Annotated in this window: 19 protein-coding genes; 12 read left to right on the top strand and 7 right to left on the bottom strand. The window is 71.7% G+C overall.

The genetic code is table 11. The features are described from left to right. The first annotated feature begins 420 nt into the window (after nucleotides 1-420). The 5 genes from ACFWGJ_RS08555 (at nucleotide 421) to ACFWGJ_RS08535 (ending at nucleotide 9,658) form a co-directional block, all read left to right on the top strand. Nucleotides 421-3,435, top strand: coding sequence for a BTAD domain-containing putative transcriptional regulator (locus tag ACFWGJ_RS08555; protein ID WP_387321847.1), 3,015 nt, complete (start codon nucleotides 421-423; stop codon nucleotides 3,433-3,435). A 184-nt stretch (nucleotides 3,436-3,619) separates the two neighbouring features. After that, on the top strand, nucleotides 3,620-3,952 hold the full coding sequence (locus tag ACFWGJ_RS08550; RefSeq protein WP_387321846.1) for a CU044_2847 family protein: 333 nt from the start codon (nucleotides 3,620-3,622) through the stop codon (nucleotides 3,950-3,952). Nucleotides 3,953-3,961: 9 nt separating this feature from the next. Beyond that, nucleotides 3,962-8,203 (top strand): trypsin-like peptidase domain-containing protein, encoded by a 4,242-nt coding sequence (locus ACFWGJ_RS08545; RefSeq protein ID WP_387321845.1) that lies wholly within the window; start codon nucleotides 3,962-3,964, stop codon nucleotides 8,201-8,203. Nucleotides 8,204-8,382: 179 nt separating this feature from the next. Beyond that, entirely contained in the window at nucleotides 8,383-9,177 is a 795-nt protein-coding gene (locus tag ACFWGJ_RS08540) for a hypothetical protein (protein WP_387321843.1), read from the top strand. After that, a complete protein-coding gene (locus ACFWGJ_RS08535; RefSeq protein WP_387321842.1) occupies nucleotides 9,170-9,658 on the top strand; it encodes a GntR family transcriptional regulator in 489 nt (162 codons plus the stop codon). Before ACFWGJ_RS08540 ends, ACFWGJ_RS08535 begins: the two co-directional genes overlap by 8 nt. Before the next feature lie 53 nt (nucleotides 9,659-9,711). On the opposite strand, the gene ACFWGJ_RS08530 is transcribed toward ACFWGJ_RS08535, so the two are convergent. Beyond that, nucleotides 9,712-10,332, bottom strand: a complete 621-nt coding sequence (locus ACFWGJ_RS08530; protein ID WP_387321841.1) for a TetR/AcrR family transcriptional regulator — start codon at nucleotides 10,330-10,332, stop codon at nucleotides 9,712-9,714. Between the two features lie 220 nt (nucleotides 10,333-10,552). Between ACFWGJ_RS08530 and ACFWGJ_RS08525 the strand changes: the two genes are divergently transcribed. The 3 genes from ACFWGJ_RS08525 to ACFWGJ_RS08515 all read left to right on the top strand — a co-directional run bounded on the left by ACFWGJ_RS08525 (nucleotide 10,553) and on the right by ACFWGJ_RS08515 (nucleotide 14,967). Beyond that, complete coding sequence (locus ACFWGJ_RS08525) at nucleotides 10,553-12,733, top strand: 2Fe-2S iron-sulfur cluster-binding protein (RefSeq protein ID WP_387321840.1); 2,181 nt, start codon at nucleotides 10,553-10,555, stop codon at nucleotides 12,731-12,733. A 250-nt stretch (nucleotides 12,734-12,983) separates the two neighbouring features. After that, on the top strand, nucleotides 12,984-13,970 hold the full coding sequence (locus tag ACFWGJ_RS08520; RefSeq protein ID WP_387321839.1) for an aldo/keto reductase: 987 nt from the start codon (nucleotides 12,984-12,986) through the stop codon (nucleotides 13,968-13,970). Nucleotides 13,971-14,226: 256 nt separating this feature from the next. After that, nucleotides 14,227-14,967: an alpha/beta hydrolase gene (locus tag ACFWGJ_RS08515; protein WP_387321856.1), complete on the top strand. Its 741-nt coding sequence runs from the start codon at nucleotides 14,227-14,229 to the stop codon at nucleotides 14,965-14,967. Nucleotides 14,968-15,038: 71 nt separating this feature from the next. Here ACFWGJ_RS08515 and ACFWGJ_RS08510 read toward each other — a convergent pair whose 3' ends face one another. Together ACFWGJ_RS08510 and ACFWGJ_RS08505 are read right to left on the bottom strand one after the other, a co-directional pair. Next, on the bottom strand, nucleotides 15,039-15,941 hold the full coding sequence (locus ACFWGJ_RS08510; RefSeq protein WP_387321838.1) for a squalene/phytoene synthase family protein: 903 nt from the start codon (nucleotides 15,939-15,941) through the stop codon (nucleotides 15,039-15,041). 130 nt (nucleotides 15,942-16,071) lie between these two features. After that, the gene (locus ACFWGJ_RS08505) at nucleotides 16,072-16,992 is read right to left on the bottom strand and encodes a lytic polysaccharide monooxygenase (protein WP_387321837.1); all 921 of its coding nucleotides are present in this window, start codon (nucleotides 16,990-16,992) and stop codon (nucleotides 16,072-16,074) included. A 220-nt stretch (nucleotides 16,993-17,212) separates the two neighbouring features. Here ACFWGJ_RS08505 and ACFWGJ_RS08500 point away from each other — a divergent pair, with 220 nt between their 5' ends. The 4 genes from ACFWGJ_RS08500 to ACFWGJ_RS08485 all read left to right on the top strand — a co-directional run bounded on the left by ACFWGJ_RS08500 (nucleotide 17,213) and on the right by ACFWGJ_RS08485 (nucleotide 20,675). Beyond that, nucleotides 17,213-17,893 (top strand): ABC transporter permease, encoded by a 681-nt coding sequence (locus tag ACFWGJ_RS08500; protein ID WP_387321836.1) that lies wholly within the window; start codon nucleotides 17,213-17,215, stop codon nucleotides 17,891-17,893. Next, entirely contained in the window at nucleotides 17,890-18,555 is a 666-nt protein-coding gene (locus tag ACFWGJ_RS08495) for an ABC transporter permease (protein WP_387321854.1), read from the top strand. Before ACFWGJ_RS08500 ends, ACFWGJ_RS08495 begins: the two co-directional genes overlap by 4 nt. Nucleotides 18,556-18,569: 14 nt before the next feature. Further along, nucleotides 18,570-19,532 carry an ABC transporter substrate-binding protein gene (locus tag ACFWGJ_RS08490; protein ID WP_387321853.1) on the top strand — a complete coding sequence of 321 codons (963 nt, stop codon included), beginning with the start codon at nucleotides 18,570-18,572 and terminating at the stop codon, nucleotides 19,530-19,532. A 126-nt stretch (nucleotides 19,533-19,658) separates the two neighbouring features. Beyond that, complete coding sequence (locus ACFWGJ_RS08485) at nucleotides 19,659-20,675, top strand: hypothetical protein (protein WP_387321835.1); 1,017 nt, start codon at nucleotides 19,659-19,661, stop codon at nucleotides 20,673-20,675. On the opposite strand, the gene ACFWGJ_RS08480 is transcribed toward ACFWGJ_RS08485, so the two are convergent. The 4 genes from ACFWGJ_RS08480 to ACFWGJ_RS08465 are packed head-to-tail and all read right to left on the bottom strand — an operon-like array spanning nucleotide 20,642 to nucleotide 24,716. Continuing rightward, nucleotides 20,642-21,796 carry a betaine/proline/choline family ABC transporter ATP-binding protein gene (locus tag ACFWGJ_RS08480; protein ID WP_387321834.1) on the bottom strand — a complete coding sequence of 385 codons (1,155 nt, stop codon included), beginning with the start codon at nucleotides 21,794-21,796 and terminating at the stop codon, nucleotides 20,642-20,644. The genes ACFWGJ_RS08485 and ACFWGJ_RS08480 overlap by 34 nt on opposite strands. A gap of 33 nt (nucleotides 21,797-21,829) precedes the next feature. Then, a complete protein-coding gene (locus tag ACFWGJ_RS08475; RefSeq protein WP_387321833.1) occupies nucleotides 21,830-22,477 on the bottom strand; it encodes a lactate utilization protein C in 648 nt (215 codons plus the stop codon). After that, on the bottom strand, nucleotides 22,474-23,943 hold the full coding sequence (locus tag ACFWGJ_RS08470) for a LutB/LldF family L-lactate oxidation iron-sulfur protein (protein ID WP_387321851.1): 1,470 nt from the start codon (nucleotides 23,941-23,943) through the stop codon (nucleotides 22,474-22,476). The genes ACFWGJ_RS08475 and ACFWGJ_RS08470 overlap by 4 nt, the downstream gene beginning before the upstream one ends. A 20-nt stretch (nucleotides 23,944-23,963) precedes the next feature. After that, nucleotides 23,964-24,716 carry a (Fe-S)-binding protein gene (locus tag ACFWGJ_RS08465; protein WP_387321832.1) on the bottom strand — a complete coding sequence of 251 codons (753 nt, stop codon included), beginning with the start codon at nucleotides 24,714-24,716 and terminating at the stop codon, nucleotides 23,964-23,966. Nucleotides 24,717-24,910: the final 194 nt, after the last annotated feature.

Below are 24,910 nucleotides of genomic sequence, written 5' to 3'. Positions count from 1 at the left end.
CTCGTGCGAGTGGGGCCCTTCGGCGTACGGGCCCCCGCAGAGCCGGACTTGACCGCCGAGCGCGTTTTCTTCTCGACTGGCCGCAAATGGCCGAGCTTGGCGTCCACCCGTCCGGGTCCCGCAGAGTGTGGGGCGCGGCCGCCCGCCGGCGGCCCACGGCGCCGGGGAGGCCGCCCGATGCCGCTACCACGTAAGGATGTCGGGATCGCGTACGGATGTTGGATCACGTACGGATGCCGGGAGCGCGTACGGATGTCGGGATCGCGTACGGAGTGTCTCCGGTCCGTCGCCGCCGTGCCACGGGGCGGCAACCGGATGAGGGCTTCGGGATCTTGCTCCGTACCTGCGCATGAGCGGCGCGCTTCGCGCCCTCGGCACGGCCGGTGACCAACGGACCATCACGTGTAGGGAGAACCAGAAGTGAGCCCCGAGAACCAGCCCACGGTGGACCTCGCACTGCGCTTCTCGGTGCTCGGGCCCCTCAGGGCCTGGCGGCACGCGACGGAGCTCAGCCTGGGCCCGCCGAAGCAGCGGTCGTTGCTGGCACTGCTTCTGGTGCAGGCGGACCGGCCGGTACCGCTGCACCGGATCGTCGACGCCTTGTGGGACGAGGAACCGCCGGAGCACGCGGTCAACGTCGTCCACCGGCACGTCGGTTCACTGAGGAGACTGCTCGAACCGGAGCTGACCCGCAGAACCGGGGCCCGTGTCCTGGTGCGCGCGGCCGGCGGCTACCGGCTGAACACCGAGGACGAGGCACTGGACCTGCTGAGGTTCCGCAGACTGCGCGACGCGGCACAGGCCGCCTCGGCCGCGGGGCGGCTGGCGGAAGCCGCCGGTCTCCACGTCCGGGCGCTCTCCCTGTGGCTGGGGCGGACCGCGGAAGGGCTTCCCCGCACGGCGTACTCCCACGCGGTCTTCGCCGGAGTCGACGCGGAGTATCTGCACGCGGTCAGGGACGCCGCCGACGCGGCGCTGGCCGCGGGCGACACGTCCAGGGTGCTCCCGCTGGTCAGACGGGCGGCCGAGAGCGAACCGCTGAACGAGTGCCTCCAGGCGCGGCTCGTCCTCGTCCTCGCCGCCGAAGGGCTGGCGGCCCAGGCCCTGGACCACTACCAGGTCGTCCGGTCCCGGCTCACGAGCGAGCTGGGTGTCGATCCCGGTTCCGAACTGCGCGAGGCCCAGATCCGCGTGCTGCGCGGCACCGTCGTGCCGACGAGGAGGCCCCCCTTCGGCGACCCGAGGACCGCGGACACCAGCGGCGCAACCTTCCCGGGAACGGGAACGGGAACGGGAACGGGAGCGAGTCCGGGTGCGGGTGCGGGTGAGGGGCCCGGTGCGGGGCCGGGTACGAGTCGGGGGACCGGCCCGGTCACGACCCCCGGGGTGCGCCCCGCCCAACTCCCCGCGGACCTGCACGCGTTCACCGGCAGGAGGGCCGAACTCGACTGGATGCGCGACCTGCTGCCGGCCGACGGCGGCACGCCCGCCGCCGTCGTCATCAGCGCGATCGGCGGCGCGCCGGGCGTGGGGAAGACCACGCTCGCCCTGCACTGGGCCCACCGCAACACCCGGCACTTCCCCGACGGACAGCTGTACGTCAACCTCCGCGGCTACGACCCGGCGGGAGTCGCGCTCACGCCGTCGGCCGCGATCTGCTACTTCCTGGAAGCGCTCGGCGTACCGGCCGAGGACATCCCGCCGAGCCTCGACGGCCAGGCCGCCCTGTACCGCAGCCTGCTCGCCGGACGGCGCGTACTGGTGGTCCTGGACAACGCCCGCAGCGCCGAACAGGTACGTCCCCTCCTGCCGGGGACACCGACGTGCGTCACGGTGATCACCAGCCGGGAGCAGCTGCACGGGCTGGTCGCCGCCAACGGAGCGCGTTCCCTGCGCCTGGGCATCCTGACCGTCACCGAATCCATCGAGTTCATGTCGAAGCGGCTGGGCGCGGAGCGCGTCGCCGCCGACCGGCAGGCGGCGATCGGTATCGCCGAGCAGTGCGGCCGGCTGCCCCTCGCCCTGGCGATCGTGTGCGCGCGTGCGGAGGGCCACCCGTCCGCGCCGCTCGCGGACATCGCCGCGGAACTGGCGGAGAGCCGCGACGACCTCGGCGTCTTCGCCGTCGGGGACCCGGCCACCGACCCCCGATCGGTCTTCTCCTGGTCGTACCGCACACTGACTCCGGAGGCGGCCCGGCTCTTCCGGCTGCTGTGGATGTGTCCGCCCCACGGCGTCTCCGTGCAGGCCGTGGCGAGCCTCGCGGGGCTGACGACCGCGCGGACGCGCCCCGTACTGTCCGAGCTCACCCGGGCCAGCCTGTGGACCGAGCCCGCGCCCGGTCTCTACGGCTCGCACGAACTGCTGCGGACCTTCAGCCAGGAGCTCTCCCTGGCCGAGGACCCGACCGAAGCCCGTGAGGACGCCCGCCGCCGGCTCTTCGACCACTACCTGCACAGCGCGCGCGGCGCGGCCACCCTGCTGTACACGCACCGGGAACCTCTCCCGCTGCCCGAGGCCGCCCCCGGCACACAGGTCCTGTCGTTCACCGACACGGACCGCGCCGCGACATGGCTGGAGCGGGAGATGCCGGCGCTGGAGGCGGTGATCACCCGGGACAGCGGTCACGGCACGGGCGCGCACGCCTGGCGCATGGCGGCGACCCTGGAACTCGTCCTCGACCGGCGAGGACGCCGTGAGGAGCAGATCGAGCTGCACACCACGGCACTCGCCGGCGCGCAGCGGCTCGGGGAGACCCTGGGCGAGGCCCACATGCACCGTGTGCTCGGCTTCGCCCACGTCCGCACGAACGACCACGCGCGGGGAGCCGCGCACCTGGAACGGGCGTTGGAACTGTTCACCGACCTGGGCGACGTGCCCTTCACGGCACTCACCCACCGGTACCTGGCGTTCCTGGCGAACGTCCGGCAGGACCACCGCGAGGCCCTGGCGCAGTACAAGATCGCCTGCGCCCTGTACACGAGGACGCGGGCCTACGTCGGCATCGCGAGCGTCACCAACGAAGTGGCCTGGACCCGCCTGCTCCTGCACGAGTACGAGGAGGCGCTCGGGGACTGCCGCCGCGCGGTCCGCATCGCGAACAGGTCCGGGAACCGGAACATCGAGGCGGCGGCCTGGGACACCATGGGTGTCGCGCACCACCGCCTCGGACAGCACGACGAGGCACTGGAGGCCTTCGACCACGCGCTCACCCACTACCGAGCCCTCAACGACGCCTCGCTGATCGCCGACACCCTCGTCCACCGGGGAGAAGCCCTCGCCGTCACGTCCCCGCAGGAGGCCCGCCGGTCATGGAACGAGGCACTCGCGATACTCGACGCCCTCGGCCACACCGAGGCCGACAGACTGCGCGAACTGCTGAAGGAACACGACGAGGTCCCCGCGAGGAGCGGACCGGTCACCATCAACATCTGAGGCCGGACGGGCGGCCGTCCAGAGCGTCGCCCCTGGCCAGGCAGGTCGACAGCCGTCAACTGGCTGAGAGGGAATGGGTGCTCCGTCCAGGGTGTCGGGTGTGGGCAGCGGAGACAATTCGCGTCGGTGAACGCCGGGTGGAAGACCGCGCGGGGGTGCACGCTGGCGAGTAGGGGGCGCAGACATGGACAGTCTGGTCGCGGTGCCGCTGGAAGGCGGCGGGGTGGTGTTGTTCGAGGCTGGGCCGGAGGCAGACGGGCCGGTGAAGGCGGGCCGGGCCGGGGACGTGGTTCGGGAGCTGCCGCGGACCTTGCAGGAGTGCCTGGAGCCGGTGACACGTACTGCACGGGCGGTGCTGGACGCGGTGCGGCAGGCGGGGCCGGACGAGGTCGAGGTGGGGTTCGGGGTCAATCTGTCGGCGCAGGCCGGTGCCGTGGTCGTCAGAGGAGAGTCGGGCGTGCATCTGACCGTCCGCGTCCTGTGGCACGACGACAGTTCAGCGGACAACAGCCGGTGAGGGCGCGTCGTGAGGAGCGCGGACCTTCCCGAACCGCGTCCCGGTGACAGGCCGCCCGCTGCCCTGGACGCGGCCACGGGCAGGGCGAGGGGAGACCGGGCGCCGGTGCCGGCCGGGGTGCTGCAGGTGCTGGCGGGCGACGGCACGGTCGTGGGCGCCGGGTTTCTGACCGGGGAAGCGACAGCCGTCACCTGCGCGCATGTGGTGCGCGCGGCGGGAGCCGGCCCCGGTGACCGGGTGGAGGTGGTCTTCCCGCATCTGCCCGCGGCGCCGCGCACGCACGGCCGGGTGCCGGCCGAGCAGTGGCGGTCACCGAGCGAGCAGGACGTGGCGTTTCTGCGGTTGGCAGAGGTGCCGGTGGAGGCCCGGGTGCTGGCGCTGGGGTCGGCGAACCGGTGCCGGGGGCACCGCGTGTACGCGTTCGGATTCCCCGGCCAGGCCCCGCAGGGCGGGCACTTCGGCTACGGGCGGGCCGGTGACCTCCTGCCCGACGGCCCCGGCGGGCAGTTGCTGCAACTGCATGAGGCCAACGACGTGACCACCGGGTTCAGCGGCGGCCCGGTCGTCGATGAGGTGACCCACCTGGTGGTCGGCATGGTCACCTCCATCACCGCCCCGGACGCCCACCTCAAAGGCCTCGGCATGGCCTACGCCACGCCCACCGAGGTGCTGCGGCAGGTGCAGCCGGGCCTGGCCGTCCAGCAGATACACCCCTACCGCGGGCTGGAGCCGTTCACCGCCGACGACGCCCGCTTCTTCTTCGGCCGCGACGACGCCATCCACACGGTGCTGGCCGAACTCGGCCGACAACGGCGGCTGCTGCTTCTCCTGGGCCCCTCCGGCGCAGGCAAGTCCTCCCTCATCCAGGCCGGGGTACTGCCCGCCCTGGCCCGCGGTGCGCTGCCGGGCAGCGACCGCTGGCTGCCTCTCATGGTCCGCCCGGGTGAGGACCTGTCCGGCGAACTTCAACGCGCCGGCCTGCCTGACGTCCATCGCGGCCTGCTGCCGGCCATACAGCACCGCCTGGACGGCGATCCGGCACACGACCGGCTGCTGCTGGTGATCGACCAGTTCGAAGAACTCCTCACCCAACCCGACCCCACCAGCTCCCACCAGCACGCAGGCCCTGCCCACGACTTGGCCGTGACCGCCCGGGCGCCTGCCCCGTGCAGCATTCTTCTGATCATGCGGGACGACTTCTACCCCCGCCTGGCCGCCACCGCACCGCAGATCCTCCAGGCCGCGGCCCCCGCACTGCTCAACATCCCCGCCAGCGTCACCCTGCCCGACCTGCGGGCCATCATCACCCGCCCCGCCCAGGAAGCCGGCGCACGCCTCGAAGACGGTTTGGCCGAACGCATCATCACCGACATCCTCGCCACCACCGCCGACCACCAAGCCCCCGTCACGCTGCTTGCGCCCCTGGAACTCGCCCTCGCCCAGCTCTGGCAGCGTCTCGACGACAACGGCCGACTCACCCACCACGCCTACCAGCACATCGGCGCCGTCACCGGCAGCCTCACCACTTGGTGCAACACCGCCCTCAGTGAACTACCGGCCGATCACCGGCCCACCGCGCAACGTCTCTTGACCGCCCTGGTCCGCCCCGCCGACGACACCCTCGCCATCCCCGCCACCCGCCAGCACGTCCCCCTCACCCGGCTGCGCGCCCTCAGCGCCGACCCGGCAGCACCGGCCCCGGCGCGGGACGCGGCCTTCGACACGGTGCTGGCCACCCTGACCCGCCACCGCGTCATCACCACCCGCACCCCACCCCGCTCCAGCAACACCCGGACCGACACGCACGAGGAACCCGTCGCCGAACTCATCCACGACGCCCTCCTGCGCGACTGGGGCGACCTGCGCGACTGGACCGCCCAGGACCAGCGCTTCCAGAACTGGCTGCACCGCACCACCGAACACGCCGCCCGCCACACCCGCAGCCGCCTGCCCGCCGACCTGCTCACCGGCAGCGCCCTCCAGGAAGGCCTGGACTGGGCCCGGCAACGCATTCTGCCGACCGACCTCACCACGTTCCTGGCCGCGAGCCACAAGCAGCAGCGAACCGCAGCCCGCCGCACCCGCCGCGTCAACATCGTCCTGGCCGGCCTGCTCGCTCTGGCGCTGCTCGCCGCGGGCACCGCCTTCTGGCAGCGCCAGAGCGCACTCGATGCCCAGCACGCCGCCGTCAAGGCACAGCGCACGGCCCAGTCGAGGCAACTGGCCGCCCAGTCCAACGCCCTGTTCGACACCGACCCCGACCTGGCATCCCTGCTGGCCGTTGCCGCCTACCGGACAAGTCCCACCAGGGAAGCCGTCACCAGCCTGTACGCGGCAGCGGACTCCCCCCTCCGCTACCGCCTCACCGGCCACAAGGGGGGAGTGAGCGCGTTGGCGTTCAGCCCGGTGGGACGAGTCCTGGCCGGCGGCGGCTACGACGACGACAAGGTGCGGTTGTGGGATCCCGCGACCGGGCGTCTTCGCCGCACCCTCTCAGGTCAACGGGACGGTACGGCCGCGGTGGCGTTCAGCCCCGACGGACGCGTCTTGGCCAGCAGCGGCCAAGACGGCACGGTGCGGTTGTGGAATCCTGCCACGGGGAGTCTGCGCCGCACGCTCTCCGGCCACGGTGCTTCTCCACTGGCGTTCAGCCCGGACGGGCGCACTTTGGCCGGCGGCGGCTACGACGACGACAAGGTGCGGTTGTGGGATCCCGCGACGGGGCGTCTTCGCCGTACCCTCTCCGGGCATCGGGACGGTATATCCGCGGTGGCGTTCAGCCCGGACGGGCGCACCTTGGCCGGTGGCGGCTACGACGACAAGGTGCGGTTGTGGGATCCCGCGACGGGGCGTCTTCGCCGTACCCTCTCCGGGCATCAGGACGGTACAACCGCGGTGGCGTTCAGCCCCGATGGGCGCACCTTGGCCGGCGGCGGCTACGACGACAAGGTGCGGTTGTGGGATCCCGCGACCGGACGTCTTCGCCGCACCCTTTCAGGTCATCAGGACGGTACATCCGCGGTGGCGTTCAGCCCCGACGGACGCACCTTGGGCAGCGGTGGATTCGACGACAGAGTACGACTGTGGGATCCCAGGTCCGGCCAGCTGCTTCGGGACCTCGTCGGACACAAAGGTGCTGTCTCCGCTCTGGCCTTCAGTCCCGACGGACGCACCCTGGCCAGCGGCGGTGATGGGGACGGTGCGGTACGAGTGGTGGGCCAGATGGCGGGTCCCATCCTCATCAGTCACGAGGGTGTCATTTCCGCGGTGGCGTTCGACCGTGCGGGGCACACCCTGGCCTGCAGCCTGCCTGACGACCTGGAGGGCAAGGCGTGGTGGTGGAACTCCGCGTCCGGCCACTGGCGGGCCCTCGCCGGTCAAAGGGTGACACTGCCCGGGGTGGTGTTCAGTCTTGACGGGCAGTCCCTTGCCAGCGGTGGTTACGAGGACGGCAAGGTGCGGTTGTGGGACCCCGTGACGGGGCGTCTCCGCCGTACCCTCACCGGCGACGCGGAGGGAGTGGATGCGCTGGCGTTCAGTGGTGACGGGCGGTCATTGGCCGTCGGCGGCTATGAGGGCAAGGTCTGGTTGTGGGACCCGGTGACCGGGCGTCTCCGCCGTACCCTCACCAGCCACGAGGAGGGGGTGGCCGTGCTGGCGTTCAGTGGTGACGGGCGGTCTTTGGCCGTCGGCGGCTACGACGGCAGGGTCCGGTTGTGGGACCCGGTGACGGGGCGTCTCCGCCGCACCCTCACCAGCCAGCAGGGCGGAGTGTTCGCGGTGGCGTTCAGCCCGGACGGGCGCACCCTGGCCGGCGGCGGCTACGACGGCACGATCCGGCTGTGGGACTCCCGGACCGGCCGACTCCTGCGCACCCTTGCCGGCCCCCAGCAACGCGGCGTGCTCGCGGTGGCGTTCAGCCCCGACGGGCGCACCCTGGCCAGCGGCGGCTACCAGGACGGCCCGGTGCGGCTGTGGGACTTCGAAACCGGCCTCTGGCGTACGCTCACCGGTCACCAAGGCGGCGTGCTCGCGCTGGCGTTCAGCCCGGACGGGCGCATTCTGGCCAGTGGCAGCCGTGATGGCACGGTGCGTCAATGGAAGGTGGGGCCACCGAGCAGAGCCGCAGCGCTCGACAAGATCTGTAAGAGCGTCGGCCGGGATCTCAGCGCGGACGAGAAGGCGGCTTACCTCGCAGGACAAGCAGTCGAGCCGGTGTGTGCTCGGGACGCGACGCACGGTCCGGGCTGAGTGAGTGGCTCTCTCGGGGATCTGCCGTTCCGTCCGAGCGCCGGTCGACCGCATGCGGATCAACCAGGCCGGCTCAGGCGGTCCGCTTTCCCCGTCTTGTATCGAGGGTTTGACACAACGCTCCGGCAGGAGCCATCTTGTACCCAACGATTGGTACAAGCTCGTTCGGGGGATCTCAGATGCTCGACACCGTCCCACTGCAGTCCCGGATCCTCGATCACGCCGACCACTACGCCCGTTGGTCCGGGCTGGCCATCGGGATCGTGGCCGCGCAGCATCTGATCATGATGAACAGCGGTGACATCGCGCTGCCCTTGGTGTTCGCCATCACCGCCTTCGGGCTGTGCGCGGTCGGCGGTGTGCTGCTCGGCGACGCCTTCACCCTGCGTCCGCAGGAGGCGGTACGCACCGCGAGTCTCGCCCCGCGCCTGATCCGCGACCAGGTGCCGCCGCGGATGGCGCCCCTGCTCCTTCTGCAGGCGGCGATCCTGGTGGCCCTGCTGGTGACGGGCGCGGTCACGGCCTCCTCCGTCGTCGACCGGCCCGACAGAGCGGGGAGCGTCATCAACGTCACCTGCGAGGGGATCCGTACCTCCCTCGGCCCCTGGCCCGGCCTGTACTACAGCGGCCCGATGTTCGCCGCGCTCGCGGTGGCGACCCCCGTCTGCGTCTGGGCCCTGCGCCGCATCGCGGACGGCACGGGCGACGAACAGCAGCGCCGCGACCGCGCGTGGGCCGTCACCGGAGCCTGGGGGCTGCTGGTGTCCAGCCAGGTGCTGCTCGTCGTACTGATGCTGTTCGTCGCGCTCACGGACAAGACCTGCGCGGGCCCGCTGGGCGCGATCACCCTCGTGGCGATCTGCCCCCTCGGTCTGCTGGGCATGTTCTGCTTCGGATGGTCCCTGGCCACCGTGGTGGCACCCAGGGCCGTCGACGACGAGCCGGCGTACGAGGGGACTTCTGGCGATGAGTGACCCCGTCGTCCGCGTCGACACCACCGGGCAGGTACCTCCGTACGAGCAGATCCGCGCCCAGTTGGCCGCGCTGATCCGCACCGGCCGACTGGCGGAGGGGGAGCGGCTGCCGACCGTGCGCCAGCTCGCCACCGACCTCGGGCTGGCGCCGGGCACCGTGGCCCGCGCCTACCGCGAACTGGAGGCCGCCGAGCTGATCCGGACCCGCCGTGGCGCCGGCACCAGGGTCGCGCCGCTCCCGCCGGACACGTACGCGCACGACGCCGGCCGACTCACCACGCTGGCGCGTGACTTCACTTCCGCCGCCCGGGCGCTCGGCGCGGACACGGAGGACATCCTGACCGCGGTCCGTGACGCCCTCGAACCCGGATCCCCCTCCTCTCCGCCCGCACCCGGAAGCGGAAGCGCGACGCGCGGTCACAGGACGGCGGACGTCGCCACCACGGTCGTGCAGCGGCTGCCCGGGGGAGCGGCAGGGTGAAGGCGGCGGCGGTCGCCGTCGTGCGAGTGACCTGTGCGTAGCCAAGTGCGTAGCTACTGATCACCTTTCAGGTAGCGGGTGATCATGGCGGCCAGTTCCCTCTCCAGTCTCCCGACCTCGATGGGGTGCGGGCTCGCCATGAGCTTGTGGGTGTTCATCTCCACCGTCCCCACGACGAGTTCCGCGGCCATGTCGAGATCCTCCACCCGGACGTCCGGATGCCGGGCGAGCACGTCGCGTATCTGCCGCACCCGGTCCTTGCCGTGCCGCTCCATCGCTTCGATCAGTTCGCCGGAGACCGGTGCTTCCTCGATCATCATCCGCAGGAGCTGCGGGTCGTCGCGATGGTGGTCGATCGCGTCGCGGACCAGGGCCAGCACCGCTTCCTTCAGGCTGCCGGGGGACAGGTCCAGCTCGTCGGCCCCCGTCCAGCCACCGCGGTCGATGTGACGGACCAGCAGCTTGGCGAGGATGGCGTCCTTGTTCGGGAAGTACTGGTACAGCGAGCCGATGGACACGCGGGCGTGCTCGGCGATGCGGTTGGTGGTGCCTGCTGCGTAGCCGTACTCGCCGAAAACGTGAGCAGCGGCGCTCAGGATGCGCTCACGGGTGAGTTCGGCGCGCACCTGCCGAGGCGTTCGACGTGGGGTGATGCGGCGTTCGTCGGAGGGCATCCGGCGGTCCTTCCGGGCGGCGGAAAGCGAGTAGCCAAGAGGTGAGCTTTTACTCAGAATAGTGCCATGACCTGCGCAAACAAGCGAAGCCCGATCGTCTGAGCGCATCCGTGATCCCGTACGGGGCCGCGGTGTACCCGAGCGGGACGTCTCCTCCCATGGCTACTGGCTACTGGCTACTGGCGACTGGGCCGGTCCACCCCGGCCGAAAAGGACTCCCATGCAGCAGCACACACTCCGGCCGGACCCCTTGCGCCGGCTCTCGTCCGTTGCCGAGGTCGAGACGGTCGTCGGCCGTCCGGCGGCGATCATCATGCGCAAGCAGATCGGCGTCCTCGACGCGGGCTGCCGAGACGTACTGGCCCACAGTCCGGTCGCGGCCTTCGGTCACCGGCGCGCCGACGGCACCGCCCGGACCACCTTCGTCGGCGGGGCGCCCGGGTTCGCGCGCGTCCACTCCGAGAAGCGGTTCTCCTTCCGCGTTCCCGGTCCGGCCGTCGCGCCCGGTCCGGTCTCGCTGTTCTTCCTGCTGCCCGGCGTGGGCGAGGTACTGCGCGTCAACGGCACGGCGTCCGCCCTCAAGGGCGGGGAGACGGCCGTGGACGTCACCGAGGCGTACGTGCACTGCGCGCAGGCCGTGATCCGCTCCGGCCTGTGGGAGCCGCCCGCCCCGTTCCCGGCGGCCGAGCCGGTGGTGGGAGAGGGCCCGCTGACCGGCCCCGGCGTGAGCGACTTCCTGGCCGCCTCGCCCTTCCTGGCACTCTCCACCTGGGACACGGACCACGGCGGCGACACCAGCCCGCGCGGGGACCGCCAGGCCGTCGCGCGCATCCTGGACGGCCGCACCCTGGTCCTCGCCGACCGCAGGGGGAACAAGCGCGCGGACAGCCTGCACAATCTGCTGCAGGACGACCGGCTCTCCCTCGCCGCGCTCGTCCCCGGCCGCAGCGGCGTACTGCACGTCCACGGGCGAGGCGCGATCACGGACGACGCCGCGCTGCTGGGGACGCTGGCGCTGCGCGGGACGCCCCCGCAGCTCGCACTCCTCATCGACGTGGAGTACGCCGAGGTGAGCGGCAACGAAGCGGTGTCGGGCGCACGGCTGTGGACGCCCGACGCACGGACCGGCCACGGCCCGGCACCCGACATGATGGCGCTCGGCGGCGCCCATCTGGCCGCCAACTCGGCCGAGTCCGGGGGTGGATCGGCATGGCTGATCAAGCTCGTCACCTCCCTCCCCGGCGTGAGCCGCCTCCTGCGCAAGGTCGCCGACCGGGCCTACGTCTCCGGACTGCGCAAAGAGGGGTACGACGACGTCCGCGCCCCCGCCCCCCAGGGCGACGCCCTCCGAGGTGCCACTCACGTCGCAGCGGTGGAGGCCCCGCTGCGGCCTGTGCGGGTCCGCGAGATACGGCAGGAGACACCCACCGCCCGAACCCTGGTCCTTGAGGACGCGACCGGCCGGGCCGAGCCGTTCGACTTCCGCCCCGGCCAATTCTTCACGCTGGTCACGGACTTGGAGGGCGTGCCGGTACGACGTGCCTACTCGGCCTCCTCCGTCCCCGGCGCGACGCACCTGGAGCTCACCGTCAAGCACGTGGAGGGCGGCCGTTTCTCCACGCACGCCCACCGCGGCCTGCGTACCGGGGACCACCTCGCGGTACGCGGCCCCTCCGGCACCTTCCACGCCCCGGCGCGGGCGCCCGGCGACCTGGCGCTCATCGCGGCGGGCAGCGGCATCACCCCCATGATGAGCATGATCCGAACTCACCTCTCCGATCCTGGAGCGGTCGGCGGAATCCATCTGCTCTACAGCAGCCGGGGTCCCGAAGACGTCATCTTCGGCGACGAGTTGACCCGTATGGAGAAGGACTGTCCGGAGCGACTGACGGTCACCCACGTCTTCTCCCGCCGCGACGGCCGGCTCGGCACCGAGGGCGTCCGCCGGTGGGTGACCGGCCTGGCCCTGTCCGACGGCGCACACCACTACGTCTGCGGCCCCGAAGCGCTGATGGACACCGTGCAGGACGTCCTGCGGCGTCTCGGCGTGCCGGACGAACGCATCCACCAGGAACGCTTCGCCGGTGGCGTGGCCGCTCCCGCCGCCGCGGCACCCCAGGAGATGAGAGTCGAGAACGAGGGGACCCTCGTCGGGACCACCGTGGTCGAGCCGGGCCAGACACTGCTCGACGCCGGACTCGCCGCAGGACTGCGGATGCCCTACTCCTGCACGGTCGGCACCTGCGGCGAGTGCATGGCGCGCATCCGCGGCGGCGAGGTCACGCAACCCGAACACACCTGCCTCACACCCGAGCAGAAGGCCGAGGGGTACGTGCTGACATGCGTCGGCTGCCCCCTGTCGAAGGTGACGCTCGACCTCGCCGATCCGGCGGACGCGTAGGGACGCAGGCGGCCCGGACCGCCTCGACGACCTGGCGCCGGCCCGGCTCCGGCAGGCCGCCGGGGCCGTCCGCCACCGAGGACGCGTCCGCTGTCACCGGGCGCTGATCCGCTACCGTCGCGGACGGATCCGCACCCGTCGCGGACGGGTTTCCACCCATCGCGGACGGATCAGCACCCGCCGCGGACGGATCCGCACCCGCCGAGAGCAGATCCGCGACCGCCATGGACACCGCGCAAGGAGCCGCACGATGCACACCCGCACCCTCGGTCAAGGCCTTGAGGTCTCGGCGATCGGCCTCGGCTGCATGGGCATGTCCCAGAGTTACGGTCCCAACCCCGGCGACCGCGCGGACATGATCGGCGTGCTCCGCGCCGCCGTCGACCGCGGCATCACCTTCTTCGACACCGCCGAGGTCTACGGCCCCTACGTCAACGAGGAACTCGTTGGTGAAGCCCTCGCCCCGGTACGCGACCAGGTCGTCCTCGCGACCAAGTTCGGGTGGCGCATCGAGGACGGTGCGCCGGCCGGGCTCGACAGCCGCCCGGAGCAGATCAGGCGTGTCGCGGACGCCTCGCTGCGCCGCCTGCGCACGGACACGATCGACCTGTTCCACCAGCACCGGGTCGACCCGGACGTCCCGATCGAGGACGTGGCCGGGGCGGTCGCGGAACTCGTACAGGCGGGCAAGGTACGCCACTTCGGGCTGTCCGAGGCGGGCGCGGCGACGATCCGCCGGGCGCACGCCGTGCATCCCGTGACCGCCGTGCAGAGCGAGTACTCCCTGTGGACCCGCGACCCCGAGCCCGAGGTGCTGCCCGTGCTCGCCGAACTCGGCATCGGGTTCGTGCCGTTCAGCCCGCTCGGCAAGGGCTTCCTCACCGGCACCGTGGACACCGCGACCGCGTTCACCGAGGGGGACATCCGGACCACCATCCCGCGGTTCCAGCAGGACAACCTCGCGGCCAACCAGGCCCTCGTCGACCACGTTGCCGCACTCGCCCGCGCCCGCGGGGCGACGCCCGGCCAGGTCGCGCTGGCCTGGCTGCTCGCCCGGCATCCCTGGATCGTCCCGATCCCCGGCACCCGGCGGGTGGAACGCCTGGAGGAGAACGCGGGCGCGGCCCAGGTCGCCCTGTCCGCCGACGACATCGCGGACCTCGACGCCACGGCGGCCCGCATCGGCGTGCACGGCGACCGCTACAACGCCATGCACCTGGGACTCGTCGGAAAGTGAGCCGGCGTCCGCCGACGGGCCGCCGCGCAATGCTGCGAAAACCCGTTGGCGGGCCGCGGTGGCCACTGCTATTTTTCCGGAGGCCGTGCGAGAGAACGAGGAGGTGGTACCCGTGACATCACTGTCGACGTGGGTGCTCTCCTCCGGGGTCACGGTCGGGCGATAGATCGTCCGGGAGCGCCGTTCAGCAGCACTCCCGAAAGGCCCGACCATGCGTGATACGACCATGCGTGACACAACCAGGCACGACATGACCCTGCACTTCACGTCCGAGCAGCGCCTCGACGACGGCGTCCTCGCTTGCGAATTCACCCTCGGCGAGATCCCCGGCACCCTGTGGACGCCCGGATCCGCTGGGTCCGCTGGATCAGCCGCACCTGCCCCGCTGATCCTGATGGCCCACAACAACGGCCTGCCCAAGAGCGACGCCCGGCTGGCGGCCCGGGCCCGGCACTCCGTGGCGCGCGGCTACGCGGTCGCCTCCATCGACGCGGCCGGATGCGGTGACCGGCCACGTTCCGCCGCCGACGAGCAGGCCCGCGCCGACCTCCGACGGGCGCTGCAGGCCGGGGAGCCGGTCGACGAGCTCTTCGAGTCCCTCGTCGGCCCGCTGGTCGACAAGGCGGCCCCGGAATGGCGGACCACCCTGGACGCCCTCCTGTCGCTGCCGGAGATCGGCGGCCCGGTCGGGTACTCGGGGTGGACCGCGCTCGGCATCCGGCTGGCGGTGACCGAACCGCGTATCGCGGCCGCCGGTTTCTTCGCCGGGGGATTCGTGCCCCACGCCCAGCGGGAGGAAGCCCGGCAGGTCACCGTCCCGCTGCTGCTCCTGCTGCAGTGGGACGACGAGGGAAACCCCCGGCAACGGGCCCTGGACCTGTTCGACGCCTTCGCGACCAAGGAGAAGACATTGCACGCCAACATGGGCGGCCACACCGGCACCCCATGGTTCGAGGGGGAGGACGCAGGCCGGTTCTTCGACCGACACCTGAAGTGAGTCCCGGCGTCGAGTAGCGCTCTCCGTCCGTCGTGGCCGGTCGCGCGGTTCCCGGCGCCCCTGAAAAGGCGCTAGAACGCGCCGACCGGTTCGGGGCGGCGGGTCAGCAGGCGCAGGCAGGCCACCGGGCGGTCGCGTACGGGGCGGCGGGTGACCGTGGCGCCGCGGGTCGTCACCGATTCCAGGCGCTGGTGGTGCAGGTCCAGGATGAAGCGCATCAGCCGCCGGTGTTCGTCCGAGCAGTGGTCCAGCAGCACGCCCGCCTCCCGGAGCGTGGCCCGTGCGGTGCGGGCGGTGGCCGCGACCAGCGCGCGTACCCCGGGCAGGTCGCGGCCCTGCTCCAGGTCCTCGCGCGTGATGTCGTACCGGTCGAGATCGCTGGCCGGCAGGTACAGGCGCCCGCCGCGCAGGTCCTCGTGCAGGTCGGTCAGGATGTCGGTCCGCTGGGCCGCGTCGGCGAACAGCCGGCAGGCGGCGGCGAACTCGGCGCTGCCGCCGCCCTGATGGGCCAGCCCTGAGGTGATCATCAGGAACGGCCAGGTCAGCTGTTCCACGTACCGCTGGTAGTCGGCCTCGGTGGCGAAGCCGGGGAAGTCGAGGTCGATCCGCGCGCCGTCCAGGTACGAGTCGACCCAGCGGCGCGGCAGCTCACGGGCGGCGGCGGTGTTCAGGAACGCGCGCAGCAGGGGGTGCTCGGCGCTCTTGGAGTCCAGCGCCGTACGTACCTGCGCGTCCCACGCGTCGTAGCGCCGGGTGCGTTCCTCGACCGTGCCGCGGTCGCAGACGTCGTCGGTGTAGGAGGCGAACGCGTAACCGGCGAGGACATGGGGCTGATGGTCCGCGGGCACCATCAGCCGCACCGCCAGATAGCCGGCCGGCTCCCGCCGCCGCATGAACCGCGCGACCTTCATGTAGTCGTCGCGCAGTTCGCCACCCACCTCGGCCGCTTCCAGACTCCTCCGCCAGGTCCGCACGTTCCGCTCTCCTGAGACTGCCGGTCTTCAACCACCGAAGCGACGCACGCTACCAGCCACGTGATCTTCGGCGGACGGCAGGTCCGGACGGCAGGTCCCGGCGGGAGGCCCGGGCGGCGGCTCCACGACGTCAGCGGCGCCTGCGCAGGGTGTACGCGGCGCCCGCCGTGATCAACAGGCCCGCCGCGCCGCCCGCCACCAGAGGCAGCGCCGGGGCCCGGTCGTCGTCGGACGTGGCGGAGGAGACCGCCTCGCCGGGATCACTGGTCACCGTCTCCGACGGCTGCGGGGGAGCGCTCGTCACGTCGGCCGGTGACTTCGACGGGGAGGGCGCGGCACTGGTCTGCGCCGCCGCGGACTTCGTCGGGGACGCGACCGGCTCGCGCGTCGCCGAACCGCCGGACCCGGCAGCGTCCTTCGCGGCGGGGAAGACCACGTCCGAGCACGAGTAGTACGTGTCCGGCGTGCTCGTGTTCTGCCAGATCGTGTACAGCAGATGACGTCCGGTGCGGTCGGACGGCAGCGTGGCCCTGATCCGGTAGGCGCCGTTCACCAGCGCCGGATCGGTGGCCGTCGCGAACGGCTTGGCCGGCAGATCGGACCACTTGAGCGGCTTCGCCGGGTCGTAGCCCTCCTTGGTCAGGAACAGCTTGAACGTTCCTGTGTGCGGGATCGTCGACGTGTAGGTGAGCGTCATGCCCGCCCCGGCGCTCAGCTTGGTCGAGGGCCAGTCGGCACGCGCCAGGTCGAGGCCCCGGTAGGCGGCGAGGCCACCGCTGCACAGCTTGCCGTCGGGGACGACCTGCCGGTCCCGGCCGTTCACGCCCGCCAGCCGCAGGTTGTCGAAGACGGCGACTCCGGAGGCGGTGGCGGCCCGGCAGGCCGCCGACTGCGCCCGCTGCCCGCCCTCGGGCGAGCAGGCCACCACCCGGCTGACCGGGTCCGTCGGCGCCCCGTGCGCGGCGGCGGGCCCCGCAGCCCCCACCGCGAGCAGGAGCGGGGCCGTCCCGGCGAGGACGACGAGGGCGGCGGTGCGGGGTGCGGTCGTCATGGGCGGAATTCCTCCTGGGACAGCGGGCAGGGGAAGCCCGCTGTCCCTGAAGTACGGGAGAGGCGCAAGGGGCGTTCAACTCCCCCCACGGCCCATGGACAACTCCTCCTCCGCGTCACTGCCTGTGCGGCCGGCTCCCCGTACGGGTGATCAACGCGCGCCGTCCGCCGCCCACCCCGCTGGAATGGACCGTGACCGGACCCGTGACCGGAAGGGACCCGTGACCGCGCCCCCGGACGACTGCCTCGCCCGCAACGAGTGGATCTGCGGCGACTACCTGAGCACCCGCCGCCACATCCTCCTCGACGCGGTCGGCCAGCACCTCCAGCTGACGGTGCTCTCCGTCCTCATCGGCCTGGCGATCGCCCTGCCCCTGGCCGTACTGGCCCGCCGATGGGGCTGGGCCGCGGGCCCGGTGCTCGCCGTCACGACCGTCCTCTACACGATCCCGTCGCTGGCGATGTTCTCGCTGCTCCTGCCGCTGTACGGGCTGTCGGCGGCCCTGGTCGTCGCCGGACTCGTCCTGTACTCGCTGACCCTGCTCGTACGGAACATCCTGGCCGGACTCCGGGCCGTACCCGAGGACACCCGCCAGGCGGCCCGCGGCATGGGATACGGGCCGGTGCGCCTGCTCCTCACCGTCGAGCTGCCACTGGCCCTGCCCGCCGCCATGGCGGGGCTCAGGATCGCCACCGTCTCGGCGGTCTCGCTCGCCACGGTCGGCGCGATCGTCGGCTTCGGAGGGCTCGGCAACCTCATCTACGCGGGCATGAACACCTACTTCAAGGCCCAGGTCCTCACCGCGTCCGTGCTGTGCGTGGTCATCGCGGTCGCCGCCGATCTGCTGCTGCTCGGGATCCAGTGGCTGATCACCCCCTGGACGAGAGCGAGGCGCGGATGAACACCCTCACCGACGCCTGGAACTGGCTCACCGACCCGGCGCACTGGGCGGGCGACGACGGTGTCTGGCACCGGCTCGGCCAGCATCTCGTCCTGACCGTCGTCTGCCTCGTGATCAGCTGTCTGATCGCGCTGCCCGTCGCCCTGGTCCTCGGCCACCTCGGCAGGGGCGGCGCGCTCGCCGTCAACATCTCGAACGTCGGCCGGGCCGTCCCCACCTTCGCCGTCCTGGTCCTGCTGCTGCTCACCCCCCTCGGCGACTGGGGCGAGGGCCCCACCGTCGTCGCGCTCGTCCTGTTCGCCGTACCGCCGCTGCTCACCAACGCGTACGTCGGGATGCGCGAGGTCGACCAGGATGTCGTGCGGGCGGCCCGCGGCATGGGGATGACCGGCCCGCAGCTGCTGTGGCGGGTCGAGGCACCGCTCGCGATGCCGATGATCATGGGCGGGGTGCGGATCGCGGCCGTACAGCTCGTGGCCACCGCCACGATCGCCGCGCTGGCGGGCGGCGGTGGACTCGGCCGGATCATCACCGCCGGGTTCAACCTGGCCAGTACGCCGCAGGTCGTCGCCGGGGCCGTCCTCGTGGCCGTCTTCGCCCTGCTCGTCGAAGGCGTCTTCGAGGCGGCCGAGCGGCTGCTGCCCCGACGGGGCACCCGATGAGGGCGGGGCACGCGATGAGGGCGGTGCACGGGACCAGGTGGGGCGGGGCCCTCGCGGGCGTGCTCCTGCTGCTTCTGCCGACCGCCTGCGCCTCTGGCCCCTCCCTGGAGAACCAGGGCGAGGTCACGGCGCCGCCCGGCGACAGCAGGAACCTGACCATCGGCTCGGCCGGCTTCACCGAGAGCGACCTGCTGGCCACCATGTACGGACTGCTGCTGAACCAGGCCGGCTACAAGACGTCGACGCTCACCGTCGCCAACCGCGAACTGTACGAACCCGCCCTGGAGTCGGGGCAGATCGACGTCGTCGCCGAGTACGCGGCGACCTTCGCGGACTGGCTGAACGCCAAGACCAACGGGGCGGACGCGCCGGCCGTCGGCTCGCCCGACCTCGACGCCACGATGGCCGCACTGCGGAAACTGGCCGCGCCCCGCGGGCTCACCGTCCTCGACCCCGGCAGGGCCGTCGACCAGAACGCCTTCGCCGTCACCCGGGCCTTCGCCCGCGAGCACGACCTGAAGACCCTGAGCGACCTGGGGGCGTCCGGTGTCGCGGTGCGGCTCGCGGCGGGTGACGAGTGCGTCCAACGGCCCTACTGCGAGCCGGGACTGAAGAAGACGTACGGCATCGACGTCACCGGGGTGGACCCCAAGGGCGTCGGCACTACGCAGGCCAAACGGGCCGTGCAGAACGGCCAGGACCAGATGGTGCTGACCACCACGACGGACGCGACCCTCGACGACTTCGGCCTGGTCCTGCTCACGGACGACAAACACCTGCAGAACGCCGACTACATCGTGCCCGTGGTCAACCGCTCGCAGGCGGGCGGCAAGAAAGTCGCGACGGCCCTCGGCAAGCTCAACGGCGTACTGACGACACGGGACTTGGCCTCCATGAACCAACAGGTCGACAGCTGGCGCCGACTGCCCGAGGACGTGGCCCGCACGTATCTGCGGGACCGCGGACTGCTCCCGTAGCGGGACCGTGACGACTGTCGCAGTACTGGTGCGGCGGAACGGCTTCCCGCACCACCCTCGCGTCGGTACACGTCTTACATGGAAAACGGGGGACACCGCCCGACGAGGCGGGAGAAATTATCCGAAATGCTGGTGGGCGCGAGCACGCTCGAAACACCGAAACTGCTCAGCGAAGTGGATTCCGTGTCCCGCGGCGACTACGAGAAGCTGGGCAGAGCGTTCCCGAAGCAGCAGCTGGAACTCCAGCGGCTGTACGGGGTCTCCCAGCGGGCCTTCGAGCAGGAGACCAGGGTCTCGCTGATGGCCACCGTGGAGTACACGCTGCGCAGCGCGCTCGCCTCTCCGCAGCTCGACGACGCCTCGGCCAGGCCCAGCATGGCCGCCTACCTGGACAAGGAGATCGCCGGCATCCGGGCCAGGGTCCGCCAGGACAGAGCGGTGGCCGTCAGCCGCGGGCTCAACGTCGGGCTCTCCAGCGGACTGCTGATCAGCTGCGTGCTGCTCGGCCTCCCGCTGATGGCGGGCGCGTGGGGATGGCTCGCGGACGTGGGAATCACCCTGAGCTGCAGTGACCGCTGGACGCTCATGGGCGTCTTCCTGAGCGGTGGCGCCGGGGCGTTCGGCGCGGTGTTCAGCGTGCTGGCGCGGCTGCGCAACAGCGGGGACGAACTGACCCGCCGCAAGACCAACGGACACAGCGCGGCCGTCGTGCCGGGCCAGATGTCCCGGAGCATGCGGCACGAGGGCGTCTACCGCGTGGTCATCGGCTGGGTCCTCGGTATCGCCGTGTTCCTGCTGCTGAGCGCGGAGTTCGTCCAGGTGATCGAGATACCGGCCGCCACGGCCGACATCTGCGGCGGCAGCGAGGGGGTGAACACCTCGTTCTGGGTGTTCTGGTGCGCCATCGGCTTCCTGTCGGGCTTCAACGAACGCTGGGCCTTCGGACTGCTGAACCGCTCCTCCCGTTCCTACGGCGCGGACCGGACGGGCGACCCGGGCGACTCACGCGACGCGGACGACACGGGCGACCCGGCGGATACGGGCGGCACACCAGGTACGGGCGCCACCGCGAGCACGGGAGGCGCGGACAGCCGCAGGAGGACCAGGGCTCAGGCGTCCGCCACCGAGTCGAAGTCCACCTGACCCCGCGGCACACCGAGCGCGTCCGCGTCCACCGAGCGGCGCAGCGCCTCGTGCAGCTTCGCCGGAGTCAGTACGCCGAGGAAGCGCGCCCCGTCGAGCACCGCCACCCACCCGGCGTCGTGCTGGAGCATCACGCCGAAGGCCTGCTTGAGCGGGGCGCCCACCGGCACCCAGGAGTTCATCCGATGGACGAGGGCGGCCACCGTACCGCCCCCGGCCAGCGCCTCGGCGCCCACCCAGCCGTGCAGATCGCCGTCCGCGTCCAGGACGACCGCCCAGCGCGCACCCTCCGCGCGCAGTCGTTCCGCGGCTCGCCCGGCGGGCTCGTCGAGACGTACGACCGGCGGCTGCTCCAGGTCGTCGGGCTCGATCTCGGTGACCGACAGCCGCTTCAGGCCCCGGTCGGCGCCCACGAACCCCGCCACGTACGGGGTCGCCGGGGTGCCCAGCACCGCCCCGGGCGTGTCGTACTGCTCGATGCGGCCCTGTCCGTACACGGCGATGCGGTCGCCGAGCCGGACGGCCTCCTCGATGTCGTGCGTGACCAGCAGCACCGTCTTGCGCACGGCCGCCTGCATGCGCAGGAACTCGTCCTGCAACTGCTCCCGCACCACCGGGTCGACCGCCCCGAAGGGCTCGTCCATCAGCAGGACGGGCGGGTCGGCGGCCAGCGCCCGCGCCACGCCGACCCGCTGGCGCTGGCCGCCCGAGAGCTGGTCCGGATAGCGGGGGCCGAACGTCTTCGGGTCCAGGCCGACCAGGTCCAGCAGTTCGGCGGCCCGCGCCCGCGCCTTCGCCCTCTTCCAGCCGACGAGGGTGGGCACGGTCGCCGTGTTGTCGAGGACCGTCCGGTGCGGGAAGAGGCCCACCTGCTGGATGACGTAACCGATCCGCCGGCGCAGCCGCACCGGGTCGACCGTCGCGATGTCCTCGCCGTCGACCAGGATGCGGCCCGAGGTCGGCTCGATGAGCCGGTTGACCATCATCATGGTCGTCGTCTTGCCGCAGCCGGACGGGCCCACGAGCGTGACGAGTTCGCCCTCGGACACCTCGAAGGAGAGCCCGTCCACCGCGGTCGTACCGTCCGGATAGCGCTTGGTGACCTGTTCGAACCGGATCATGCCCTCACGCTAACCGCGTCGGTCACTCCCCGCTCACTCTGCGCTCACCAGCACCACCTCAAGGGTGCGCGGACCGTGCACCCCCTCGACCCGGTCGAGTTCGATGTCACTGGTGGCGGACGGACCCGAGATCCAGGTCAGCGGACGGGCCGGGTCGAGGCGCTCCAGGCCCTGGGGCACGGAGGACACCACCTGGTCGGGGACGCGTACGACGCAGATGTGATGGTCCGGGACCAGCGTGATCCGGCGGCGCCCCTGGTCCACGCTCCCGTCCAGCACGATGGTGCCGGTCTCGGCGATGGCGACGGCACACGCCGTGACCACGCTGTCGACGCGGTCCAGTTCGTCCGGGGTGTTCGTGGCGGAGTCGGGCACCCGGGTGACCTCGGTGGCCGCGAGCCACGCCGGGTCCAGGCCCGTCGGTACGCAGACCGCCGCCGAACCCCGTTCCGCCAGCAGCCGGGCGATCGTCGCCGCCAGCTCGCCTGCCGTGCAGCGGTGCACGAGCGCCCGGTAGTCCGCCAGGTTCTCCGCCAGCAGATCCACCGTCTCGGCGACACTCCGGTGGCCGTGCTCGCGCAGATACGGGCGCGCGAAGGCCTGGTCGTACGGCGTGTCGTCCTGCGGCACATCGGCCAGCGCGCGCCGCACCCGGGCCAGGATCAGGTCCCTGCTGCTCACTTCGTGGTGTCCTTTCCGTCCTGGGACCCGCCCCGGGTCCGCTGCCACCAGTCGCGGAACGGCTCCGCCGGAACCGCGGGCAGCGACCGGGTCTCGCTCCACGCCTTGCCGGGTCCCGGCAGCGTCCGCGGATGGAAGCGGCGGGTGCGGGACGCCATCCGCTGGCCGGTGCGCAGTGCGCCCGGACGGCTGAACGCCCACCGCGCGGCGCGCATCGCCGCCCGCTCGGCGGCATGCCCCTTCGCGGGCTTGACCATGACCTTGGCGCCCTCGCGGGTCACGGCACCGCCCTGCACGACCCGTTCCCGCAGATGCACCAGCACCTCCGGGATGTCGATCGCCACCGGGCACACGTCGTAGCAGGCACCGCACAGCGAGGACGCGTACGGCAGCGAGGCGTCGATCTCGCTCTCGGTGCCCCGCAGTTGAGGGCTGAGGATCGCGCCGATGGGGCCCGGGTAGACCGAGCCGTACGCGTGGCCGCCCGCCCGCTCGTACACCGGGCAGACATTGAGACACGCCGAGCAGCGGATGCAGCGCAGCGCCTGGCGTCCCACCTCGTCCGCCAGCGTGTCGGTGCGCCCGTTGTCGATGAGCACCAGATGGAAGTCCCGCGGCCCGTCCTCGTCCGTGGTGCCCGTCCATGTCGAGGTGTACGGGTTCATGCGCTCGGCCGTCGAGGAGCGGGGGAGGGTCTGGAGGAAGACCTCCAGGTCCTGCCAGGTCGGCACGATCTTCTCGATGCCGACGACCGAGATCAGTGTCTCGGGCAGGGTCAGACACATCCGGCCGTTGCCCTCGGACTCCACCACGACCAGGGTGCCGGTCTCGGCGACCATGAAGTTGGCCCCGGACACACCGACCTTGGCGCGCAGGAACTTCTCCCGCAGGTGCAGCCGGGCCGCGTCGGCCAGTTCGGCGGGCGTGTCGGTCAGGCCCTCGGGCGCCGGGCGGCCCCACTCGCTCATCTCGCGCGCGAAGATCTCGCGGATCTCGCCGCGGTTGCGGTGGATGGCCGGGACGAGGATGTGCGAGGGCCGGTCCTTGCCCAACTGCACGATCAGCTCGGCGAGATCGGTCTCGTAGGCGTTGATGCCCTCGGCCTCAAGGGCTTCGTTCAGCCCGATCTCCTGCGTGGCCATCGACTTGACCTTGACGACCTCGCTCTCCCCGGTCGCCTTCACGAGGTACGTGACGATGCGGTTGGCCTCGTCCGCGTCGGCGGCCCAGTGCACGGTGCCGCCTGCCGCCGTGACCGACTCCTCCAACTGCACGAGGTAGCGGTCCAGATGACGCAGTGTGTGGTCCTTGATCTGCTTGCCGGCCTCGCGCAGCTCGGCCCAGTCGGAGACCTCCGCGACCGCGTTCGCGCGCTTGGCGCGGATGGTGTGCGTGGCGTGCCGCAGATTGCCGCGCAGGGTCTGGTTGTGGACGGCCTCGTGCGCGGCCTTCGGAAAGGCCGGCATCCCGACGAAAGTTCCACCGCTCATGCCCGCTCCTCCTCCGTGCTCGCCAGGATCTCCGCGATGTGCACCGGGCGCATGCCCGTCCTGAGCCGGGTCATGGTGCCGCCGATGTGCATGAGACAGGAGTTGTCCGCGGCGCACAGCACGTCGGCGCCCGTCGACTGGGCGTTGCGGACCTTGTCCGCGCCCATCGCCGCCGAGACGTCGGAGTTCTTCAGGGCGAAGGTGCCGCCGAAGCCGCAGCACTCGTCGGCGCCCGGCAACTCCCTGAGCTCAAGTCCCCTGACGGACTGGAGCAGTCGGCGCGGGCGGTCGCCGAGACCGAGACTGCGCAGGCCGTGGCAGGTGGGGTGGTAGGTGACGGTGTGCGGGTAGTAGGCGCCCACGTCGGTCACCTTGAGCACGTCCACCAGGAACTCGGTCAGCTCGTACGTCTTCGGTACGACCGGTGCGAGGGTGGTCGCGAGGCCGTCGCCGCGGCCCTCCGCGCGGGCCCGCTCGCCCATCCGGGGGTACAGCTCGCGGACCATCGCACCGCACGAACCGGAAGGGGTCACGATCGCGTCGTACTCGCCGAACACATCGGAGAAGTGCCGGGCCAGGGGTTCGGCCTCGTGGCGGTATCCGGTGTTGTAGTGCGCCTGCCCGCAGCAGGTCTGCGCCATCGGGAAATCGACGTCGACGCCCAGCCTGGTCAGCAGCTTCACGACGGCTCGGCCTGTGTCCGGGTAGAGCGTGTCGTTGACACAGGTCAGGAACAGGGCGACACGCATCGCGGCTCCTATAGATCATTCATCGGATGGGTATACGGTACGCGGCGGTTGGCTTTGCCGTAATGAGGTGCGCCGGCCGTGGTTTTCGGGTGCGGGCCCGTCGTGGCCGGCCGCGCAGTTTCCCGCGCCCCTGACGGGGCCTGGTGGTGGGCGCCTGCTGCCATGGTGCGGCGGTGACTGAGGGGGCCGAGGTT

This window comes from Streptomyces sp. NPDC060205, from assembly GCF_042728395.1.
GTDB lineage: Bacteria > Actinomycetota > Actinomycetes > Streptomycetales > Streptomycetaceae > Streptomyces.
Note: the sequence above shows the minus strand (reverse complement) of the source record. Positions and strands in the feature narration are given on the sequence as shown.

What these genes read in the sequence shown, in the direction of transcription:
- ACFWGJ_RS08480 (WP_387321834.1), bottom strand. Translation starts at nt 21,796, where the DNA reads ATGATCCGGTTCGAACAGGTCACCAAGCGCTATCCGGACGGTACGACC.
- ACFWGJ_RS08485 (WP_387321835.1), top strand. Translation starts at nt 19,659, where the DNA reads ATGCTGGTGGGCGCGAGCACGCTCGAAACACCGAAACTGCTCAGCGAA.
- ACFWGJ_RS08505 (WP_387321837.1), bottom strand. Translation starts at nt 16,992, where the DNA reads ATGACGACCGCACCCCGCACCGCCGCCCTCGTCGTCCTCGCCGGGACG.
- ACFWGJ_RS08530 (WP_387321841.1), bottom strand. Translation starts at nt 10,332, where the DNA reads ATGCCCTCCGACGAACGCCGCATCACCCCACGTCGAACGCCTCGGCAG.
- ACFWGJ_RS08470 (WP_387321851.1), bottom strand. Translation starts at nt 23,943, where the DNA reads ATGCCGGCCTTTCCGAAGGCCGCGCACGAGGCCGTCCACAACCAGACC.
- ACFWGJ_RS08490 (WP_387321853.1), top strand. Translation starts at nt 18,570, where the DNA reads ATGAGGGCGGTGCACGGGACCAGGTGGGGCGGGGCCCTCGCGGGCGTG.
- ACFWGJ_RS08525 (WP_387321840.1), top strand. Translation starts at nt 10,553, where the DNA reads ATGCAGCAGCACACACTCCGGCCGGACCCCTTGCGCCGGCTCTCGTCC.
- ACFWGJ_RS08535 (WP_387321842.1), top strand. Translation starts at nt 9,170, where the DNA reads ATGAGTGACCCCGTCGTCCGCGTCGACACCACCGGGCAGGTACCTCCG.
- ACFWGJ_RS08495 (WP_387321854.1), top strand. Translation starts at nt 17,890, where the DNA reads ATGAACACCCTCACCGACGCCTGGAACTGGCTCACCGACCCGGCGCAC.
- ACFWGJ_RS08465 (WP_387321832.1), bottom strand. Translation starts at nt 24,716, where the DNA reads ATGCGTGTCGCCCTGTTCCTGACCTGTGTCAACGACACGCTCTACCCG.
- ACFWGJ_RS08540 (WP_387321843.1), top strand. Translation starts at nt 8,383, where the DNA reads ATGCTCGACACCGTCCCACTGCAGTCCCGGATCCTCGATCACGCCGAC.
- ACFWGJ_RS08550 (WP_387321846.1), top strand. Translation starts at nt 3,620, where the DNA reads ATGGACAGTCTGGTCGCGGTGCCGCTGGAAGGCGGCGGGGTGGTGTTG.
- ACFWGJ_RS08520 (WP_387321839.1), top strand. Translation starts at nt 12,984, where the DNA reads ATGCACACCCGCACCCTCGGTCAAGGCCTTGAGGTCTCGGCGATCGGC.